Below are 21,469 nucleotides of genomic sequence, written 5' to 3'. Positions count from 1 at the left end.
TCGATCGTCATCCGGCTTTAATGCCCCTTTGATTCTGCCGTCGGGCTGGGCCGACTTTGTTTGTCTAGTAGCGGTTTCAAATGCCGAGTTTGATATCCTATGTGCGATCGCATTTTACCCGAGTTTAAAGCAACGGTTCCCAACCCAGAATTTCCGCCACTTGCTGTGCCAAACTCAAAGGATCGAAAGGCTTTGCAATCACCCCCGCTACCCCCAAATCAGCAAATTCGCTCAAATCCATCGCCTGCACCTTAGCCGTCAGGAAAATCACCGGAATCCCGCGAGTAGCCGCATTGTTTTGCAGCAAACCAAACAGAGTAAGTCCGTCCATATCCGGCATCATCACATCTAGCAGAATAGCGTCAGGGAGTTGAGTTTCAGCTAAAAGCAATCCTTGACTGCCGTCGGGCGCGCTTAGTACCGTCCAGCCGCCTAAATGTTCCAGACAGGCCTGAATCACGCTGCAGAGGTTTTTTTCATCATCGATTACCAAAATGCGCTTTGCTGACATAATTAAAACTCAAATTTTAAATTAATCATGGTAAACCGAAAAAAAACTTACGCACGCTGCCTCCTCAACCGGGTTTCTTGACAGATATAGCAGAAAGAAGAAGCAATAAAATTAAGAGTTTCAGCACTTAAAAACGTCCTAATCGTCGGGCGCGGTTGCTATATTATGCCGCTCACCTACTTAAACCGAGAACAGAAAAATCGATATATAGCCCTTGCAAACTCATTCTCCCCGCGTGCGTTGCGAGGAACGTTAGCTTTCGCGATGTCTTATGAAAGCAATCTCAAAACTCCAAACTTTTTCCCCCTTCGCCTTCCAACTGTGCGGGCACTGTGAAATAGAAACTGCTTCCTTCTGAGACAACACTTTCGACCCAAATTCTGCCCCCGTGCTGCTGTACTATGCTGCGACAGATAGCCAAACCCAAACCCGTACCTCCTTTTTGGCGGGAGTCAGAAGCATCCACCTGTTGAAACCGTCCAAAGATAGTTTCTAGTTTATCAGCAGGAATCCCCCGCCCTCGATCTTTGACTTCAAATAAAACCCGTGAAGCGTAGCTATCCCGTAGGGAATCGCCCAAATCTTCTACCCTGACAGTTACTGTACTCCCTGGAGCGGAGAATTTAATCGCATTGCTCAACAAATTTACCAGGAGTTGAACGATTCTGTCCGGGTCAGCCCAAATTTTTGCTGTTTGGGGCAAAATTGACAAATCAATGTTATTTTCAGCAGCCAAAGAAAGTACAGATTCTGCAGACTTCCGCATCAAAACCTGGGCATCGCACCACTGCTTGACGAGGATAACTTGGCTCGATTCGAGCCGTTCTAAGTCGAGAATATCGTTGACCAAACGCACTAACCGTTCGGTATCGCTCGAAGCGATTTCTAACATCTGTTTGGCAGTTTCCGGTTTACTTTTCAGTACCCCAGCCGCCAGCAAACCTAAAGAACCGCGAATCGAGGCAAGCGGCGTTCTCAGTTCGTGGCTGACAATCGAAATAAACTCATTTTTCATTTTTTCAATTGCCCGACTTTCTGTAATATCTGTGACTGTGCCGACGTGACCAATTAGTTGATATCTGTCGGAAAAAATCGGAGCTGTTTTCAGCCGACAAAACCGGATGGTTCCGTCTCGCTGGATGTGGCGGAATTCGCAGGAAAATTCCCCATCTAGCGATTGCGATTGGGGCCACTTAGACAGAATTAGTTTGAGGTCTTTGCGGTGAACAAACCGCATCCAGCCGTTTCCTAAAGCGGCTGCCGATGTGAAGCCACCAATTGCTTGACAGCGGGGATTTGTATAGGTACATTTCCCCTCAGTATCGATTTTGAAAATGCCCACGGGGGAACTCTCGCTCAGAGAGCGAAATAAAGCTTCGCTTTCCCGGAGTTCTGCTTGAGAGCTTTCTAGTTCTCTGGTGCGCTGCAAAACTCGCATTTCTAACCGTTCGTTGAGCTGTTGGAGGGCGGCTTCAGCAAATTTGCGATCGCTAATATCCCGGTGCACTGATACCCAGTGGGTAAACTCACCATTTTTGTCCGCTATGGGCACAATGCTCATTTCTACCCAAAATTCCGTCCCGTCTTTGCGGTAATTGATCGAGTCAACCCGCACCGGCTGCCAGGTTTTCAAAGCTGTCCGAACTCGATGGAGACTGGCGCGATCTGTTTTTTGTCCTTGCAAGATGCGCGGCGTTTTGCCCACAACTTCTTCTAGCGTATAGCCGGTCATCCGCGTGAAAGCTGGGTTGACATAAAGAATTCGCGGGCCCGGTTCCTCAATCGGTTCAGCTTCGGTAATTAACACGGCGTCGTTAGTGGTGGTGACTACTAATTCCAACAGGCGCAACTGTAATTCTCTAGCTTTGCGATCGGTAATTTCTGTAACTGTCCCCACCATCCGCACTGGATCGCCGGCTTCGTTGTAAAAAAACTTACCTTTCCCCTCCATCCAGTGAATGCTGCCGTCGGGCCAAACCACGCGGGTTTCGTGACAGTAATCTCCTCGGTGGGCGATCGCCCGATTTATAGCATTCTCCATACTTTTTAAATCTTCTGGGTGAACGCAAGCTGCAAAACTTTGATAAGTTCCGGCAAAAGTGCCCGGGGTCAACCCAAACAACTCTTCATGTTCTCTCGACCAAACTATGCGATTTTTCTGCACGTCCCAGTCCCAAAATCCAATTTTGGTAGCCGACAAAGCTAAGCTAAGCTGCTGATTGATTTTCCGCAACTCAATGCTAGTAATAGCAACTCGAAGTTCTCGGGCTATTTCGATTTCGCACGGCTGCCAAGGCAAAGATTTTGACCTCACAGTTTCTTGCCACAACTCAAAGGAAATGCGAGGAGACATCAATCGGCTACCATCCGGTTGAAGTTCAATTTGCCCATCTGGTGGACCTGCCCAGTTGACAGTTTGAAGTGCTTCGGGACGGAACCACAAAATGTAATAATTTTGCATCTCGGACATGGCGAGCACCAATAAACCGCTAGCAACTTCTTGAAAATTCTCGGCGGGCGGATACAGTTTTGAGAGAGAATCTGTATAAAAAACCTCATTATTTATTTGACTTTTTATCCAAGCAATTAAGTTTTCTATTTCTACCAATTCCGGGGTTTGCCCGATGGTTGTTAAATTTTCATTGGCACACACAACTCCACCAGTAGCACCCACTAATGCCAGCAATTCATCTCGGTATGTTAGTAAACCTTCTACAAAGCAGTTTTTTTGATAAATCTCCGTGATAAATTTTTGGCAAAGTGCTTTTAAATAAATTGCATATTCCCGGTCTTCGCTATCTTGTTTATAGCTGAGTTCTAGATTCACAAACTTGGCTAGCAGTTCGCAAGCGGTTCTTGTTTCGTAGTTGACATACTTTCGTGTTGGATGGTGACAGGCAATCAATCCCCAGAGTTTTTTATCTTTGATTAATGTCAGGGTCATGCTAGCGGCAACGTTCATATTTTTGAGATATTGAACGTGGCAAGGCGAAACTGTTCTCAACAAAGAGCAGCCCAGATATAAAGGGCTACCCGTCAGCGGATTGCAGTGAGGAATTAGTTCGACAGGCTGACAGTTAATATCGGGAATAAACCGAATTAAATTCATGTTGAAGAGGTTTCTTGCTTGGGGGGGAATATCGGTAGCCGGATAGTGCAGTCCCAATAAAGGAGCCAAACTTTCTACTTTGTCTTCGGCGACAACTTCCCCCGCCCCGGTGGCATCAAATTGATAGACGATCGCTCGATCGAAACCGATTATCCTCCGCACTTCTTCAACTGCTGTCTGACACAGCACTTGCAGGTTTGGTGTTTTGTGGATTTTGTCGATCGGCTCTTGGACTAAATTATAACAATTGAAACAATCGCTCGTTTTTGGGGAAACCACCGACTCTAGTTCAACAATTAATGCTGAATTTGATTGATGTAGCGTCCCCTCAAAAAAAGACTGGCGGTCTTGACTTTTGAATGATAATCTGATACCGTTACGTTGTTGGTCGTTTTCAAATAAAGCTTTTTCAATAGCCTCAATTTCCTCAGTCTCGACAAATTCCTCTAAAAATTTATCCAAAAGTTGTTCGGGGTAAAGGCCCATCGCCTCAAAAGTATTGTTGCTAACTTGCAAAATTTTCAACGCCGGAGATTCCAGCACCAAAAGGATGCCGTGAGGTTGAATGGAACCCAGAGCGTAAATTAGTTCGCAGTCGCTGTTATTGAGAGTGCCTGTGTCTGAGGGCAATACCATTGCTTTCATCTGATTAATACTTCTCTAAATTAGCCTGTGTGGGAGCATCTCATATTTGTAAAAACACTTATTATGGCTCCTTCCTTCTTCCTCCTTCCTTCTTCCTTCTTCTTCTTTCCTCCTTCCTTCTTCCTCCTTCCTTCTTCCTTCTTCTTCTTTCCTCCTGACTCCTGACTCCTGACTCCTGGCTCCTATTTCTAGCGGAGGGCTGCATAAGTGAGATGCTCCCGTCTGTGTTCTCGATCGGCGGGCTAGCATCAATCAACAGCACCGCGTCGCAATCACACCATCTAACAATCCCCTGTCTTGGCTAAGGCTTCCTGATTTGTTTCGGACACGCACTGCATATTTGCTTCTAGTTATCCCATTCAAAAAAAATAATATAAGTCTAGATACGCGATCGAAACCCATATCTCATCAGTCATTCCCACTTCTTCAATTCTTGAATTTTTTAATTTTTTCAATCTAAAATGGGATTAGCGCTGTGCCTGAGCCAGTCTGTTTCTCAGTTGAGTCCGCTCCAAACGATTCAGGAGGCGAGCAATTAATTCCGGTTTCACGATCGGCTTGTTCACGTAGTCGTCAGCACCTGCGACAAACATTTGGCGCACTATTTCCGATTCGGAATGAGCTGTCAAAAATAGCACGGGGAGCTTGCTCCAGCGCAAATCGTTGCGAACTGCCAAACACAGCTCGATACCGCTGTAACCGGGCATCTCCACATCTAAAATTAGCAAATCCGGACAAGTTGTTTCGAGTACCTCCCAGAACTTTTCGGGATCGTCCAATGTTGTTACGTGAAATCCCCAAGGTTGTAGAATCACTTGCAGTGCAGCCAATAGATCCACGTCATCGTCTACCACCATAACTTTAGCTTCAGCAGGGCCAGTCTGGTCGATTAGTTGGGCGACTGCTTTGAGTATATCTGCTGGGGGTATAGATTTGTGTAAAAAGCCCGAAGCTCCCAAACGAGCAACTTCTATTCGATCGCTCAATTGATTGTACTCGCTAAAAACCATCACCGGAATTTCGGGCTTTTCACTGCGGAGTTCGGCTAGGAGAGAAAGTCCGTTTTCCTGAGATCGGGAAAATGTCAAATCCAGCAAAATCGCGTCGGGAGGCTGTTGAGAAATGGCATTTCTTGCCGCTTGCGGAGAGTTGGCGACTTCTATGTGGAAGCCGGAACCGGATGCTACTGTTTTCAGTCGATCGATCCCAAAAGTATCATCATCAACAATCAGGATTCGGCGCTTTTGGGAAACCGCAGGAACCAAATCGCCTTCTGGTTCAGGCGACGGGCGATCGAATATCTGTGTGAGCTTTTGCAGAAATCCTTCAATCTGCTGAGCCGTATCCGGTTTCCAGATGTTTTGGGCCTTGAACAAATGTTCTATCTGGCGCGCAACTTCCGAACCTTGCGGCAGCCCTAACGTTCCCAAAGAACCGACTAATTTGTGAGCTTGAGCCTGGGCTTGCTCGCGCAGTTCACCCTCCAAGGTTCCGTTTTTCAGTTGAGCGATCGCGCGATCGAATATCGCCACCTTTTCTATAAAATTAGCTTTTAAATTTTCCCGCATTTGGGCAATCGCATTCAAGACTTTGAGACGGCGCTCGTCATTGGTTAATTCCTGGCTCGCTCCGCTGGATTCAGTAGATAAAGTCTCTTGAGTTTTAGCAGTTTCTGGCGTTTCCTGCCCAACTTGTTGGCTCTCAATCTCCTCCGGCAGACTTTTGAGCCGATAGCCCAATCCGTACACGGTTTCCACTAAATCTACAGTCATCCCGGCTGCTTTCAGCTTCTGCCGCAGCCCCTTGATGTGAGCGGTAACGGCTTCTTCTTGAGGAAATTCGCCGGCCGACCAAATGCGATCGAGGATGGCGCTGCGACTGAAAATGCGCCGAGGATTTCTCAGGAAAAGTTCTAGCAAATTGTACTCTTTGGGAGTCAAGTGCAGCACTTTTTCGGCATAAGTTACTTCCGTAGTGTCCGGGTTGACTTGCAGTTTTTCCCAGGTCAAATTTGTACTCGACAAAGTTGTCTTACCCCGGCGCAGCAAAGCCCGAATTCGAGCGATTAATTCTTCGAGATTAAAGGGTTTGACCACATAATCGTCTGCACCCGCCTCTAAACCTTGGACTCGATCGTTGCTGCTATCTAGCGCTGTCAGCAGTAAAATCGGCATTTGGCAGCCGGACGATCGCAATTTCCGACACAAACTAATGCCGTCGAGTTTAGGAATCAGCACATCCAAAACAATCATGTCGTAATCGTATGCCTGCACCAAATGCAACGCTGTTTCACCGTCGGCAGCCGCATTCACATTGTAATTGTGAGAGTTCAGCGCTTGAGTCAGCAAACTGACTGTAACTGTGTCATCTTCTACCAGCAGGATTTTCATAAACCTCACCTGTCATTCCAACTATTCTTAGAACTTTTTATCGGTTTTTGGGGCTAATTAAATAGCCTTTATACAACCCCATTTAAAATTTCCCCACCTTCAGTATAACAAATAGTCTTTGACAAAGAGGATAATAGTCAATTATTATAGCCTTTCTCAGAAATATGAGGTACTCATGGGCATAGGGCTCCGTGGGCATAGGGCATAGAGCATAGGGCATACCTCACTTTTTTGAGAACCGCTATATTTTTATTTTGTTTGTTTTCTTCTCGAAATATTTCATTAGATTCACGCTGGAATTTTATGGCTTTTTGGACTTCAGCGCCTGCTGAATCTTTTGAATCAGATATTGCGAGGAATCTTGATGTTTAACTAAGTCTTCCAACTCGGAAACCGTAACCTCGGCGTGTTCTGTCTCTCGAACTAAAGAATCAGCGGTAACACTTTTTATGCCGGCCAAAGGTTCTTGGATAGCGGTCAAGGAATTGAAATTTTTTTCCGCTATTAATTCTTCCAACTCTAACAGGGCCATTTCTGCGCGATCGATCTTGATCGTCACGGATTTAGCCACATTAGCACCCGCTCTTGCTGCCTCCGTGATTTCGTGAACTCGAAGTTTAAACCGGCTGGCAATTTGCTCCATTTGAGTCCCCAATTCAAAAGTTTTACTTGCCAGTCTGCCAATTTCTAGACTCACTTTGCTCAGACCGCTGGGCTGACTTCCCATTTGATTGGTCACTACAGCCACCTGTACTGCTAAATGCCTGACTTGTTCGATCGCCTCCCGGATGGTTCGGGAAGTGCGGTTAACCGTTTCTAAATCATTAGCTATTGCTTTGCCCACGCCCAAAATTTTATCTGTATTGTTGCAAATAGAATTAGCGCCTTGAAAAGTAGCTTGAAATGCTTGGCGACCTTCGGAAGAAATCAGTTTCGCAATCCTCACAAATCGCTGATTCATTTGAGCAATTTCTTCAGCTTGTTTGACCAGTGCCACTTGCTGGGAACTGGGATTGGTATGCAATTTTTCTGTTTGACGTTGTTGGATTTTTAAAAGCTCATTACATTCGTGAACCTTAGCCTGTTCTTGTTGAAGTAGCGCCAAATACTTGTGTCTTTCTACTCGGTATTTTTGAATAAGTTTGTTAGCTTGCGCTAAATGCTTAGACTGGGCAATCACCAGAGTATGAACGTCCAAAAGGTGGTGGCTATGGTCTTCCCTTACCACAATAATCGGTTCATAAATCAAGTCTTTGTGCCTGTGGAAAGACGCTTGGACGGCATCCTCAACTTTCCAGTTTTCCGAAAGCAGCAAAGGCGGAATTCTAATAAAATCTAACAAGGCTCGAATCGGGTGTGACCCGTAAAGTTCTACGCGATCTGGAAAACTCATTTGCTCTCGAAATTTGACGCGAGAAATCATGCCCAATACCTGTGATTCATGAGTAATAATGACTCCCGGCAGGTCTGGTTCTTGCTCAAATCTTTCAGCCACTACCTGTCCTAGAGTTGTAGCGCTCACTTGGAAGTCGTGACACGGCAGATGTCCGATCGTGAAATCGGGGGTGAGTTGAGTTGGATTGCTCATTTACCCGGATAGTGTTAAGTACAAGTTAACAAATTATATATTAATATTATAGCTGGCAAAAGTATAGTCATTTATAAACATGGGAGGCGTTAAGTCCCTCCCCTTTCACTTTTGCTTTGAGCGGATCGACCCGCCTCGGCTGAACTACGCAGCTCCCTATCCCATTGCTGAAGGCATTTGGGATTGCTTTTCTGAGGATATTGTACGCTGCATTCACATCGGAATTAATTAGCTGACCACTCGACGTTTTGTACAAACCCCGCTTAATCCGTTTCCCAGTAAACACAGGCTCTTTTTCTGTTTTTCCATAAACAGGAATTGGGTCTAAACCTAAAAAACTGGATCGGGATGTGTAGGATTCTTCCTGCACAATTACTGTGATTCCCGCCAACCGAGCTTTGTACTCCAACATTTCAATTAATCGAGAGTGAGGAATACTAACAAAGTTTTGATTGGTTTGCTTCCCTAACTCGATTTCTGTTTTCCACTGCGCGTTCTTGCCAATTACTAGCGTCCCAATCTGCTTGGTGAGCAAAAGGTTAATAATTAGACGGCTAGCATGATGTAAGTAATTATCAACTTTTTGATTGCGACAGCGAGTTAAGCGCTGAATGCGGGGCGAAGTTTTGCGATTCCCTTTTAACTGGGATTGCAATCGTGCTTGACGCTTATTGTAGAACTGGTTAATCGATTTCAATGGTCGCCCGTTAATCAACAAAGGGATAAATCCCGGTTGATTTGAAGTTAACGCCACTAAATTATCCAGTCCCAAATCAATACTAGCTACAGAGTTGGCATTGCCAAGGGTGGACTCCGCTTCATCATAAATCACCTCAATTACATAGGAATCACATTTCGGAACCAGTCTAACTTGACAAATCTGGTTGGGATTTAGTTGGGTTTTAATTGAAATTTCAGTGCCGGAAAGTTTAATGATTCCTTTCTTCAACTGTTTGCTGCTAATTGCTTGAATCGTGTAGACGAGAAGGTTTCGCCCTTTAGTCTTATCTTTGTACTTTGGCAATTTTGGGCTACCCGTGAATCTTGAAGAGTCAGCTTTGTAAGCTTTAACGGCTTCAAAAAACGATTTCCAATTCTTGTCTAGCACCATCAAGATTTGCTGACTTACTTTAGCAGGCAAAGCCTTGTAGGCTTCATGAGACTTCATCAATCGGTTCATTTCGTTATAACTGACATAACCCCATCCATAAATAAAGCTCTGACGAATGACGTAATTGGCGGCATTGTAGAGGTTTTTGGACTTGAAAGCTAGTTCGTCAATTTGGGCGAAACGATGTTCCGTGGATTTAATGATGTGCCTCTCTGTTAGCTGCATTTGAGACTTCCCTTCTTTGGGCTGTGCGTATTTCTTGTTCAACACTCATAGCGATATGATACCATTCTTGTTTATAATTGCTTATAAACTCAACGAAGTTTTACAATACTGGAATAAGATTGTTGAAAGTAGTCAACGACCCAGCACGGAAGTGACTGGGCTTCGGGCCTAAAACTTCATTTTCAGTTGAGCAGCCTGACACCTTTGATGTCTAGGTTTTTTGAGTAATGACACCAAGCGGATACGTAGCTAGTCCCATGTTCTGTCGTTAAGGGTTAAACATTTTTATTTGGGTTAAGGACGTGCCATTAGCCGAATCAGCTCAGAAAACAAAGGCGCGTGCTAACTTCACCCCAGCAATGGGAGTGGAATTGCTTAGTTTCCATCAACAACCCAGTTCACAAACACAACCAGAAGCGATCGATTATACAGCCGTATCCCTTCCCCCCGTTTCCTCCTACCGCTTTCGCGCTCGTAAAGCGCTGAAGCGGGGGTCACTAGCCCAGAAGAAAGAGGACAACTAAGTAACCACACAAAATTAATTACATAAAGACTCCTTGCTAGGCAAGGGTTTCAGTAGAAATATTGTGTAATTAATTCGGAACTACTACTTATAGGGAGAAATTAGCTCTCGGACCCTGGGGCCTTCTATTACCTACTTTCTGACTACTGTCATCTCAACTTGTTGGATCGGCCACGCCTGTTGTGCCCCAGGTTCCGTCCTCACAACAGGGGCATTCAAATTTTGTTCTTTAACTGTCAACCGGGAAAATATTTAGATTGAAACCAAAAACCTTAAATCGGACTTTGCCGCTAGCAACCTTTGAGGCTGCTTACCAGTTGTTACAGCAAATGGCTGAAATCCCAGGGGCGATTTGGCTCACCGACGATGCGATGGCTGATTCTCAAAATCTGGAAAATTCGTCGGAAAGGTTTGCAGCAGTGGTATCAGAGCATTTTAGCGCCCTGCTGCGGGGCAATCTATTAGATGAGTTCGCAACCAACGGACACAAGCACAGCGAAAAAAATCTCCATTCGCAATTGAATGTGCAGTTGACTTTCGACCCCGGGGCGATCGCCAATTTCCTGTCTCCCCTTGCAGACAAACTCGCAGAAATAACGCCCGCACCCTCGTGGCCAATTGACATTCCCGCCCTCAAACAAGCAATAAAAAATATACAGCCCAACTCGGCCGTTCTGCAAAGCGAATTCACCCTAAATTTGCTGGATATTCTCGCTGCCAATGCCAGCCCAAATAATCGCCCGCCCCTACACAGCCAAACAGAAATAGAGGGAAAATCCGCACCCAAAGTTATAGATCCCGAAACACTACAAAGCCAGATTGCCGAAGCCGTAAATCAATTACAAATTGCCAGTCCCTGCATTTCATTTTGTCAGCCAGTGGAAGATGCTTTGCAGCAACAGCTTGAACAAGAGCGACTTTTGAATCAGGTGACAACTCAAATCCGCCAGAGTTTGGAATTGCCTGTAATTTTGTCAAAAGCAGTCGAGCAAGTGCGAGAGTTTTTGGAGGTCGATCGCCTGTTAATTTATCAATTTGAAAAAGTGTCCGCGCCGCACAAGGGCGAGTTAGCTAAAGAAATACCTGCGGCGGTTTCTGGGTCTGGCGAACTCCAAGAAAATTCCGCGTCTTACTTGTATTTAGGTCGCGTTACCTACGAAGCTTTAGCCAACGATGCTATCTCGTCTGTACTGAATTTTACTGAAGACGCGCAGTGTTTTACCCAGGGAGTCATTGACCGAGAGAAATATCGCAAAGGTTTGGCTTTGTGCGTCGCGGATGTGGAAACAACTTACTCTTCACAGCCTTGTTTTTTAGAGTTGATGCGACGGGCGAAGGTGCGGGCAAAGTTGCTAGTGCCGATCGTAGTTCAAGACGACTTGTGGGGGCTGCTAATTGCCCACCAGTGTACTTTTCGGGAGTGGGAAGAAAGCAAAAAAACTTTTTTGCGACAAATAGCAGAACATTTGGCGATCGCCATTTACCAAGCCGAACTTTATGCACAAGTCCAGCAGCAAAAGCGCACCTCTGAACAGCGCGTAATAGAGCGCACGCGAGAACTGCGCGATGCATTGGTTGCCGCCCAGTCTGCCAGCCTCGCCAAGAGCGAATTTTTGGCAGCTATGAGCCACGAATTGCGGACTCCTCTCACCTGCGTCATCGGCATTTCCGACACGCTGCTGCGGTGGTCTTACGGCAAAGTGGGCAGTAAAGAAGTGCCGATACAAAAGCAGCGGCAGTACCTGCAAACTATCCGAGACAGCGGCGACCACTTATTAGAATTAATTAACGATATTTTAGATTTATCGCAAGTAGAAGCGGGAAAAGCAGTATTAAAAATTAGTGAATTTTCAATTTCTAAATTAGCTTCTCAGAGTCTGCACGCCCTCAAAGAAAAAGCTGCGGCTAAAGGTGTGGAACTGGTGCAAGAACAGCGGATCAAACAAGAGTGCGATCGCTTCATCGCTGACCCGCGCCGCTTGAGACAAATTCTCTTCAATCTTTTAGGAAATGCGATTAAATTTACTCCCGAAGGCGGGCAAGTCATCCTGCGAGTTTGGGTGACAGAAGATAAAAATCGAACGCCTGCAGGGCGGCAGCCCGGTACTGCACCTGCTGGCAGCACCGCTGTTTTTCAAATCAAAGATACCGGCATTGGAATTCCCGAAAATCAGCGATCGCTGTTGTTTCAAAAATTCCAGCAGTTAGATTCTCCCTACCGCCGCGAATACGGCGGCACCGGTCTGGGATTGGCTTTAACTAAACAGTTAGTAGAGCTTCACGGCGGTGCGATCGAAGTTAACTCTACAGTTGATGTCGGCTCTACTTTTACCGTTTTTATACCAATTCAAACTCAAAGCAAAGATGAATCCACAAAATTTAAATATGAAAAATCGAATTCATCTTTACCCCTGCATTCTTCCTCCTTGCGGGGCAGCCTCGTGCTCGTCGAAGAAGATGAAGAAACTGCCATGCTGATTTGCGATATCCTGACTGTCGCAGGAATGCAAGTGGTGTGGATGATTGAAGGTTCGGCGGCGGTGGAACAAATTGAACTTTTGCAGCCCAATGCTGTGATCGTCGCTATGCGTTTGCCCGGTATGAATGGCTGCGAAATAATTCACCAACTGCGCCAAAAACCCGCTACTGAAAATATCAAAATTCTGGCCTTAAGCGCTAATGAAATCCCGCCAGATCAGATATCTTTCGTGACGGCGGGAGCTAACGATTGTTTGGCTAAACCGATTCACCCTGAGCAATTGCTGGACAAAATTATTTCTTTAATGGCTGGGATTGGTAATGGGTAATTGGGCATGGGGCATGGGGCATCGGGCATCGGGCATGGGGCATCGGGCATTGGGGATGGGGCATTGGGGATGGGGCATTGGGGATGGGGCATGGGGCATGGGGCATTGGGGATGGGGCATTGGGCATTGGGGATGGGGCATTGGGGATGGGGCATGGGGGATGGGGCATGGGGGATGGGGCATTGGGCATTGGGCATGGGGCATTTAATATAATTGAGTTTTTTAGGTAATTATGGGAAGACCTGATTTTGAGGAATTAGAGGTTTATAAGTTGGCGGAAAGTTTGGCGAATCAGATTTGGGAAATTGTTAAAAAATGGGATAATTTCACAAAAGATACGATGGGCAAACAGATCGTTCGGTCTGCTGATAGTGTCTGTGCTAATATTGCTGAAGGCAGAGGTCGTTATAATGACCAAGATAATCGGCGTTTTGTAAAAATTGCGAGAGGCTCTTTGTACGAAACAGTAAACTGGTTAAGATTAGCCTATGCTAGACAACTTATAACAAGCGAAGAAGTAAGCAAATTTAAACCAATTGTCGATAAATTACTACCAAAACTTAACGCTTATTTGAGTTCAATAGGGCACAGGGAATAAATTACAAAAAAAGCCCGATGCCCGATGCCCGATGCCCGATGCCCCATGCCCGATGCCCCATGCCCGATGCCCAATTCCCCATTCCCAATTCCCCATGATTAATTGTCAAATTCCTACAGGATTAATTGTTTCTTGTCAAGCACCTGCTGATTCGCCGCTGCACGATCCGATCGTAATTGCGGCAATGGCTCGAACCGCTATCAATCGAGGTGCATCGGGCGTGCGGATTGACACTCCGGCTCACATTGCGGCGGTGCGAAAACAGATATCCGCTCCCATAATTGGGATTTGGAAGCAGCAATTGCCGGGATGCGAGATTTACATTACTCCTCGGTTTGAAGACGCGCGGGCGATCGCCGCTTCTGGAGCCGATATTATCGCCGTTGATGCTACTGAGAGAAATCGTCCTGCTGGTGGCGAAGACTTAAAGACATTAATCGGGCGAATTCACCGTGAATTGGGCAAATTAGTGATGGCGGATGTAGATACAATAGAAGCTGCGATCGCGGCAGCCGAAGCTGGTGCAGATACTGTAGCAACTACTCTTTTTGGCTATACTGCCCAGACGGAAAATTTGTCGCCGCCGGGATTTGATTTGGTTGCGGAAATGGTAGAAAAGCTTAAGGTTCCCGTTATCTGCGAAGGCGGGATATCGGGGCCGGAAATGGCTAAAAAAGCCTTGGATTTAGGAGCGGTGGCTGTTGTTGTGGGGACAGATATTACTGGGATCGATCTTAAGGTGACAGCCTATAAGTCGCTGATGGGGAAGTAAGTTCGGCAACGGATTCGCTCGACGGATGTAACGGATGTAACGGATTGAAGGAAGTTCGGCAACGGATTCGCTCGACGGATGTAACGGATTGAAGGAAGTTCGGCAACGGATTCGCTCGACGGATGTAACGGATGTAACGGATTGAAGGAAGAAGGGAGAAGAAATATTCAGCGATAGAAATCGGTTGTAGGCACAGGAAACGCGCCAGCTAAGGGTGGGAAATATCGGGCGATTTCAATCGCCCTTTATCCGGGGAAGTTGCTAAATCAGTGCGCCGTTGATAAAGCTGCTAACTACAGCCAAGGCGATCGCCCCCAGTACCGCGCTCCAAAGACCCATCCGCAAACTAAATCCTTCCACTAACTTTGCAGCCGAGGCAAAAACAATCACGTTCATTACAAAAGCAAACACGCCGGAAAGCAATCCCAGCGTCAGCAAGTTCGGCACGAAAAAAACTGCTTTCAGAATTGGCAAAATTAAAACATTCAACATTCCCAAAACCGCAGCGGAAATTACTGCTTTCGGTGTGCTGTCAATTTCTACGCCGATCGGGAGTTGAGAAATTAGCAGCAAGCTGCTGCCCGTCACCAGCCAAGCAATCAAAAAATCGATCGGTTCCAAAGCGCCCCTACCTCCTTAACAGTTGAATTGTCAGAAAAGCCTGATTAAGATCGACCTTAATTAAACAATCTGGCGGATTCGTCTGCCAACCGACAGAATTTATGTCTGTCACTAAAGAGTTAGAAGTTATAATCCCTGTATTCTCAGCCCAATAATCCGGATGGGAACCGTATCAACCTGTTAGTTGAATAAAAAGAGCAGATTAATTAATATGGCTGGCGATTTTTCTTTTAACTCTCAAGTCCGATTCGACAAAAATGGCTTGGACAATGCTTCACGGCAACGCAGCCGATCGCTCCAAGTTATGATTTTTATGCTGATCGTCACTACCTTGATGGCGCTACCAATATTTCGTCTAGCCGAACTGCAACTGGTACAGGGAGCCTACAACCGACAACGGGCGGAAAATAACCGCATTCGCCCTGTTTCAGTGGCAGCGAATCGCGGTCAAATTTTAGACCGCAACGGCAAAATTTTTGCGGCCAACCGCGTATCTCGATCGGTCTATGTGTGGCCAAAAGAGCGATCGACCAAGGAGTGGCAAGAGATCGCCGCTACACTGGGCCCGATCGTCAAACTTCCCGCGGCCGAAATTATCAAAAAAATCGATGCCGCTGGCTACAGATCGGCCCTGCCAGTGCGAATTAGTAAGGATATCGATGTCGGTACTTTCGTCGCGTTGGGAGAACAAGCTAATACTTTGCGGGGAGTTGAAATTCGCGTAGAATCGAGCCGAGACAATCCCAACCAGCAATTAGCAGCTCACCTTTTGGGATACGTCGGCGAAGCTAGTTTAGAGCAATTAAAAGCTAATCCTGCATATCCTATGGGAATGATCGTCGGTCAAATGGGAGTGGAAAAATTAGCCAATTCAACTTTAGAGGGCGTTTGGGGAAACCGTTTAATCGAGGTGAATGCTAAGGGCGAAGAAATCCAAGATTTAGGTGTCAAAGACCCTATTCCCGGCAAACCCGTGCAGCTAACTTTAGATTTAGATATGCAGAAAACTGCGGAAAAAGCTTTGGGCGATCGCCTGGGTGCAGTTGTGGCGATCGACGTGAAAACCGGCGCTCTTTTAACAATGGCTAGTTGGCCGACATTTGACCCCAATATTTTCACCCGCAAGGTAAGTCAAAAAGAATGGGATCGGCTGCAAGGGCCAGACAAACCATTTTTAAATCGGGCCGTTCAAGGCTATCCAGTCGGCAGCACTTTTAAGATTGTAACTTCTGTAGCCGGGATGGAGTCTGGCAAGTTTTCTCCGGACTCTACTTTGGTAAGTTCTGCTTCAATTAACATCGGCGGAATTTCCTTTAACGAACACGGCGCCGGTTACGGCGTTATCGGTTTCCGCGATGCTTTAGCCTACAGCAGCAATACGTTTTTCTATCAAGTAGGTATGGCTGCAGGGCCGGAAGAAATGGCGAAATGGGCAAAAAAAATGGGCATTGGCGGTACTATTAATTTAGATCTTTTGGGGATAGACGGCGCCAATCACGGTCAAGTTCCGATCCCAGCAGAGAAACAGAAAATGTATGGGGAAGATTGGTATGTTGGCGATACGGTAACAATGTCGATCGGTCAAGGTTTGGTACTTTGTACTCCCCTAGAATTGGCTGTGATGGTATCAACTATTGCTAATGGCGGTTGGCGAGTTCAGCCGCATTTATTGGCTTCTCAAACCAATACTCCTATAACTAAAAAAATTCCAACAGGTATTAAGCCTGCAACTTTAAACATCGTTCGCCAGGGATTGATGGACGTTGTGAAAAAAGGTACAGGCCGCGGCATGAATGACGGTACTATTCCTTTAAGTGCTGGTAAGACTGGGACTGTGGAAATGCCCGGTCATCCTGACAATTCTATGTATGTAGGTTTTGCTCCTGCTGACAAACCTGAAGTTGCGATCGCAGTTATCGTTGAAGGGGGGGGATTTGGTGCAGTATCGGCGGCACCAATTGCTCTAGACGTATTTAGAACCTATTTTCAAAAGCAGGGTTTTAAACCTACTAATAAGCCTCTCTAGTCATTAGTTAATAGTTGACTGTTGACTGTTGACTGTTCACATTTTGTCCCATACTTCGATCGCACTTTTCCAAGATATCTGGGAAAAGTGCGATCGATCAAAAGTTTTCCCCTATCAATCGTCTCACTTCCACGGTTGATAAATTCATCATTTGGGCTACCTGTTCCAGATTCATTCCAGAATTTAAGAGTTGAGTTACGAGCTGGCGCAATGTTGACTCCGCGGCCAGTCGTGCTTGTTGCTCGGCCAGTCGTCCCAGGTTTTCTTCCTTGTGAGTCTTCAAAAACTCACCGGTTTCAGGAACTCTAAACCTCAATTCTCCTGAAATTAGATGCAATTCGAGTCCCAGCACTTCACTGAACAACCACAGCGTATCGAAAGCGATATTGTTGGCTGCAATCGGCTCGTACTGATTGTTTATCAAACGTACTCCCTGTAAAATTGGGTTCAGATAATCTCCCGACGGATCGTACTGAAAGTATTCCCTAACTCCCAAAGCCTGATAAATTTCCGGTTTAGTTTCTTGGTCTTTCGTCTGAGTTGTTTCCGAAGTAATTTCTAACACAAAATCGGGAGTAATTCCGCCTTCTTCCCAAACTTTATAATTATCCCTTTTGCGGTTAGCCACTCCAAACACCACATAAATATCGGGAGCAACAACCGCTTGGTTATTCCCTTGTTCATAATAAATGAAAGAATTGGCTGACACGTAAACATCAGAACGTTCTTGAAAGTAAAGCTTGACCGATTCAACGCTGTAAGTCATGTAATCGCGCGTGATGTCGCTTTCAGCCATCGGCTCTCCGTCGCTGCTGGGATATTCAATTTCTAGTTGTTCGACTTGAGTTAAAATTGTCATTTTTCAATTTTCCTCAAAGTTAACTAATTGAATGGTAGCATTCTTTCGGATTTGAAACAAGTTCAATATCCTCAAAGAAATCAACAGCGGTAAGGTGTGCACTGCACACCTACATAATTAGGTGCTGCGTCCTGGACTTTAAGGCTGGTAAGATGGTGTATAGATACAGACTATTTAAATTCTAATTAATCCCTCTCTCTAAAATAATCATTTCCGAACCAACAACCGGACTTCTAGCTATTAACTTGCCTTCCCTATTCGCAATTTCTAACTTGCTGAAATCGAGTGAGTTAGCCTCCTTCCACATCTTCGTTGCTAGTTGATTTTGCTCAACTTCGCTGAGTTTGTACCAATCTTCAGCGACTTTTACTGTCAAAATGCTGCTGGAAAAATTCGCTTGAACAGACTCAACTAAACCGCCGCCCAGTCGATTCTTAATCTCAGTAACTTGATTTTGAATCGCAGCAATCAGAGACTGTTCGGGCGTCAGCGGTGGCGGTGGGATAAGTTCTACTGGTTGGGGTTTTTCCGGCGCCACTAAATCGGGCAACTTGCTTTTGAATTTAGCAGAGATTGGCTCAGATGGTACGATCGCCTCTGGGGATTTCGGCGTTCCCGACGCCACAAAATCGCCAAAAGTTGGCGACGGCTGCTGCGCTGCTGGGAGAGGCACTTTTGCTACTTTCTCCGGCGGTTTTGGCGAGAAACTGTTGAGAGTTAAACCGACTGCAACGATTAGAATTGCTGCTAGGGCGGCGTTTAAAATTGGATCTGACAGCTTCTGGTTCGTAGATGGTGGCAGTAGCGATCGCACTAGCCGCACAATACTTTGCCAAAGTACACCGACGTTCTGTAAAAAGCTTCCTTCCCTGCGTTGGGATACAGGCTTTTTCTCAACTTTTACAGCAACTTTTGGTGGCACGCTGTTAACTTCCGCAGCAACAGCCGCAGGAGTTACTGTTGCTGAGTCAGAAGCGGTGGGCGCGATCGGCTTTTCTTGCTGCAACGAGGGTTCGGCTGGTACTTTTTTACCTTTTTTTCCCAAATTCCCAATCGATGCCATCAAAGTTTTGATTCTCTGATTTTTGGGAACCGCGCTGCTGGCATTTTGAGTTTTGCTGCCAGTGGGGGCAGACTTGGCGGCCGAATCAACCTCCGGTGTCGGAGATTGAGAGGGTTCTGGAGTTGGTTGGTTTAGTTGTTCTTCTGACATTTTCTCTGCCTTGGGGCGTTGCAAATATATCTAAAAGCGATAAATTTTTAGTTGAGCCATCTCAACCTTAATTTATCATTTCATTAGTTGTAACTGAATCAAAATGAGCATCAAACGTCGTCACTTTCTAATTTTAGGCAGTCTCAGCAGCTTAGGTTTGGCCGGAGTCTGGAAAATGTTTCAGCTTCGGACTGCCTGGGGTACAGACGCCAAAGCTGCTATGCCTTCTAACGTTGAGGCAGAAAGGGCGATCGTCCCTTTGCCGGCCTCACCGCCTATTTTACGCTTTATTTCGGTAGCCGACACCGGTACCGGCGCTGAAGGTCAGTATGCTGTGGCTGAGGCGATGGCGCAATATCACCGGGAAAACCCTTTTAATGTTGCTGTTCTCGCCGGCGACAATATCTACAATAACGGCGAATTTGAAAAAATTAATGCTGTTTTCGAGCGGCCTTATCAGGCGTTATTGCAGCAAGGTGTAAAATTTTATGCTTGTCTGGGAAATCACGACATCCGCACTGCTAACGGCGACCCGCAAGTTAAATATGCGGGTTTTAATATGCAAGGTCGCTACTATACTTTTCGGCGAGATCCAGTACAGTTTTTTGCTTTAGATACCAATCACAATGCTGACTGGGAAAATCAGCTTGTTTGGCTGGAAAAAGAGTTGACTCAGAGCACCGCACCTTGGAAAGTTGTGTTCGGCCACCACCCGATTTATTCCTCTGGCGTGTACGGATCGAATCAATCTTTTATTAAGACTTTGGCGGCTTTGTTTCAAAAGTATGGCGTGCAGCTTTATATCAACGGACACGAGCACAGTTACGAACGCACTCGCTCGATTAACGGTACGACTTATTTAATTTGCGGTGCGGGCGCGGGCACTCGTCCGGTGGGGCGTTCTGAGTGGACGGAGTATTCTGCTAGCCGCCTGAGTTTTGCGACGTTTGATGTCTATGAAGACCGGATGTTTGTCAGTTCTATCGGTACTGACAAACGGGTTTTTGATAGGGGACTGATCGAAGTGCGATCGGCTTAATTCAGATTGTTTTCCCAGACATATCAGAGGAATAGATTTATGTCAAGGTGCTTTTGTCGCTATATTTAAGTGCGACTTACACCTTGAATCCATATCACCCTTTCCTCTTGACTTGAACTAAAATTCAACTTATAATGTATTGTTATTTGATAGTAGCGTTAGAGGCATCTGAGTGAAAAGCGATACGTTAGTAAGAGGGAAAAATCCGTTAGTAAGACCTTTCTTGAAATGGGCAGGAGGTAAAAGACAATTATTGCCAGAAATTGTTAAGTATGTTCCCAAGCGGATAAGCAAACATACATACTATGAACCTTTCATAGGTGGAGGCGCACTCTTGTTTCAGTTACAGCCCCAAAAAGCTGTTATCAATGATAGCAATAAAGAACTGATTAACTGCTATAAAGTAATCAAAGACTCCTTAGATGAGCTGATGGAGGAATTAAGCAAGGATAAATATAGCAATAGCGAAACGTCTTATTATGAGATGAGAGACTTAGATCGTTCAATGAAAAAATATGCAAGTTTGTCGGAAGTGGAAAAAGCAGCACGAATCATTTATCTAAATAAAACTTGCTATAATGGTTTGTTTAGGGTTAATTCCCAAGGTCAGTTTAATGTTCCATTTGGTAGATATAAAAATCCCAATTTCTTAGATGACGCTGTTTTAAGAGCTGTGAACAAATATTTAAATAGCAATGATATCACACTATTAAATCAGGATTTTGCAGAGGCTGTTAAAGATGCCAAGAGAGGAGATTTTGTTTATTTCGATCCTCCTTATGATCCTGTTTCGGAAACAGCTTCTTTTACTGGATATGATGTAAATGGCTTTAATAGAAACGAACAAGAACGACTCAAAAAAGTTTTTGACGATCTAACTGTCAAAGGTTGCAAGGTGATGATGAGTAATTCTTGTACGGATTTTATTCGGGACTTGTACAAGCATTATCAGGATACAACCAAACAAGTTAGGGCAACGAGAAGTATAAACTCAAACGCCTTGAAAAGAGGTATGGTTGATGAATTATTAGTTTTAAATTATGAATCTCAGGATCAATAAATATGAGTAAAACCAAGAAGACTGCAAACGATAGAGCTTGGGAAACACTATTTGAAAGGCATAATATATTAGAAGAGCTAGATAAAAATGGTTTTTTTGAAATAGAATCGCCTCAAATTAATAAGGAAAGAGAAAGCAGGCTGATGGCAAAGTTCGATCACTCGGTTAATTTGCCAGATATCTTTCGAGACAATCATCTATCCATATTGCCAATTTCTCGTTCTAAATACGTTATTGGGAAGTTTAATACACACTTTGAAGTTAAATATGATAGTGAAATTGAAGTGATTGCTTTGGGAGCATCCCGATTTTGCAAATATACAAAAGTATGATAAGGTGCGCCGCTTTTGGGGAAAACCGACACTTAGCTTC

General features: G+C 45.3%; 18 protein-coding genes. 9 read left to right on the top strand and 9 right to left on the bottom strand.

From position 1 onward, the window contains the following. Nucleotides 1-124: 124 nt before the first annotated feature. The 6 genes from QUA16_RS24625 to QUA16_RS24600 form a co-directional block, all read right to left on the bottom strand. Nucleotides 125-511, bottom strand: a complete 387-nt coding sequence (locus tag QUA16_RS24625; RefSeq protein ID WP_333106528.1) for a response regulator — start codon at nucleotides 509-511, stop codon at nucleotides 125-127. Nucleotides 512-794: 283 nt separating this feature from the next. After that, complete coding sequence (locus QUA16_RS24620; RefSeq protein ID WP_333106527.1) at nucleotides 795-4,265, bottom strand: PAS domain S-box protein; 3,471 nt, start codon at nucleotides 4,263-4,265, stop codon at nucleotides 795-797. A 61-nt stretch (nucleotides 4,266-4,326) separates the two neighbouring features. Continuing rightward, the gene (locus QUA16_RS24615; RefSeq protein WP_333181396.1) at nucleotides 4,327-4,470 is read right to left on the bottom strand and encodes a hypothetical protein; all 144 of its coding nucleotides are present in this window, start codon (nucleotides 4,468-4,470) and stop codon (nucleotides 4,327-4,329) included. A gap of 262 nt (nucleotides 4,471-4,732) precedes the next feature. After that, on the bottom strand, nucleotides 4,733-6,655 hold the full coding sequence (locus QUA16_RS24610; RefSeq protein ID WP_333106525.1) for a response regulator: 1,923 nt from the start codon (nucleotides 6,653-6,655) through the stop codon (nucleotides 4,733-4,735). Between the two features lie 301 nt (nucleotides 6,656-6,956). Then, a complete protein-coding gene (locus QUA16_RS24605) occupies nucleotides 6,957-8,243 on the bottom strand; it encodes a chemotaxis protein (protein WP_333106524.1) in 1,287 nt (428 codons plus the stop codon). 67 nt (nucleotides 8,244-8,310) lie between these two features. Continuing rightward, nucleotides 8,311-9,579: a transposase gene (locus tag QUA16_RS24600; RefSeq protein ID WP_333106523.1), complete on the bottom strand. Its 1,269-nt coding sequence runs from the start codon at nucleotides 9,577-9,579 to the stop codon at nucleotides 8,311-8,313. A 302-nt stretch (nucleotides 9,580-9,881) separates the two neighbouring features. On the opposite strand from QUA16_RS24600, the gene QUA16_RS24595 reads away from it, so the two are divergent. The 5 genes from QUA16_RS24595 to QUA16_RS24575 all read left to right on the top strand — a co-directional run bounded on the left by QUA16_RS24595 (nucleotide 9,882) and on the right by QUA16_RS24575 (nucleotide 14,279). Then, nucleotides 9,882-10,103, top strand: coding sequence for a hypothetical protein (locus QUA16_RS24595; RefSeq protein ID WP_333106522.1), 222 nt, complete (start codon nucleotides 9,882-9,884; stop codon nucleotides 10,101-10,103). A 256-nt stretch (nucleotides 10,104-10,359) separates the two neighbouring features. Beyond that, nucleotides 10,360-12,909: an ATP-binding protein gene (locus QUA16_RS24590; protein ID WP_333106521.1), complete on the top strand. Its 2,550-nt coding sequence runs from the start codon at nucleotides 10,360-10,362 to the stop codon at nucleotides 12,907-12,909. Then, on the top strand, nucleotides 12,902-13,117 hold the full coding sequence (locus QUA16_RS24585; RefSeq protein WP_333106520.1) for a hypothetical protein: 216 nt from the start codon (nucleotides 12,902-12,904) through the stop codon (nucleotides 13,115-13,117). The genes QUA16_RS24590 and QUA16_RS24585 overlap by 8 nt, the downstream gene beginning before the upstream one ends. A gap of 24 nt (nucleotides 13,118-13,141) precedes the next feature. Continuing rightward, nucleotides 13,142-13,507, top strand: coding sequence for a four helix bundle protein (locus tag QUA16_RS24580; RefSeq protein WP_333106519.1), 366 nt, complete (start codon nucleotides 13,142-13,144; stop codon nucleotides 13,505-13,507). 94 nt (nucleotides 13,508-13,601) lie between these two features. Beyond that, entirely contained in the window at nucleotides 13,602-14,279 is a 678-nt protein-coding gene (locus QUA16_RS24575) for an N-acetylmannosamine-6-phosphate 2-epimerase (protein ID WP_333106517.1), read from the top strand. Nucleotides 14,280-14,540: 261 nt separating this feature from the next. Here QUA16_RS24575 and QUA16_RS24570 read toward each other — a convergent pair whose 3' ends face one another. Beyond that, a complete protein-coding gene (locus tag QUA16_RS24570; protein WP_006635567.1) occupies nucleotides 14,541-14,900 on the bottom strand; it encodes a phage holin family protein in 360 nt (119 codons plus the stop codon). Nucleotides 14,901-15,111: 211 nt separating this feature from the next. On the opposite strand from QUA16_RS24570, the gene mrdA reads away from it, so the two are divergent. Beyond that, nucleotides 15,112-16,926 (top strand): penicillin-binding protein 2, encoded by a 1,815-nt coding sequence (gene mrdA / locus QUA16_RS24565; protein ID WP_333106516.1) that lies wholly within the window; start codon nucleotides 15,112-15,114, stop codon nucleotides 16,924-16,926. Nucleotides 16,927-17,023: 97 nt separating this feature from the next. On the opposite strand, the gene QUA16_RS24560 is transcribed toward mrdA, so the two are convergent. Both QUA16_RS24560 and QUA16_RS24555 read right to left on the bottom strand, forming a co-directional pair. Continuing rightward, a complete protein-coding gene (locus tag QUA16_RS24560; RefSeq protein WP_333106515.1) occupies nucleotides 17,024-17,785 on the bottom strand; it encodes a Uma2 family endonuclease in 762 nt (253 codons plus the stop codon). A gap of 181 nt (nucleotides 17,786-17,966) precedes the next feature. Beyond that, nucleotides 17,967-18,998 carry a hypothetical protein gene (locus QUA16_RS24555; RefSeq protein ID WP_333106514.1) on the bottom strand — a complete coding sequence of 344 codons (1,032 nt, stop codon included), beginning with the start codon at nucleotides 18,996-18,998 and terminating at the stop codon, nucleotides 17,967-17,969. 103 nt (nucleotides 18,999-19,101) lie between these two features. Between QUA16_RS24555 and QUA16_RS24550 the strand changes: the two genes are divergently transcribed. The 3 genes from QUA16_RS24550 (at nucleotide 19,102) to QUA16_RS24540 (ending at nucleotide 21,429) form a co-directional block, all read left to right on the top strand. Further along, entirely contained in the window at nucleotides 19,102-20,037 is a 936-nt protein-coding gene (locus tag QUA16_RS24550; protein ID WP_333106513.1) for a metallophosphoesterase, read from the top strand. A gap of 172 nt (nucleotides 20,038-20,209) precedes the next feature. After that, the gene (locus QUA16_RS24545; RefSeq protein ID WP_333106512.1) at nucleotides 20,210-21,097 is read left to right on the top strand and encodes a DNA adenine methylase; all 888 of its coding nucleotides are present in this window, start codon (nucleotides 20,210-20,212) and stop codon (nucleotides 21,095-21,097) included. 2 nt (nucleotides 21,098-21,099) lie between these two features. Beyond that, complete coding sequence (locus QUA16_RS24540; RefSeq protein ID WP_333106511.1) at nucleotides 21,100-21,429, top strand: type II restriction enzyme; 330 nt, start codon at nucleotides 21,100-21,102, stop codon at nucleotides 21,427-21,429. The last annotated feature ends 40 nt before the right edge of the window (nucleotides 21,430-21,469 follow it).

Source organism: Microcoleus sp. S13_C3, from assembly GCF_036700905.1.
Taxonomy (GTDB): domain Bacteria; phylum Cyanobacteriota; class Cyanobacteriia; order Cyanobacteriales; family Microcoleaceae; genus Microcoleus.
Note: the sequence above shows the minus strand (reverse complement) of the source record. Positions and strands in the feature narration are given on the sequence as shown.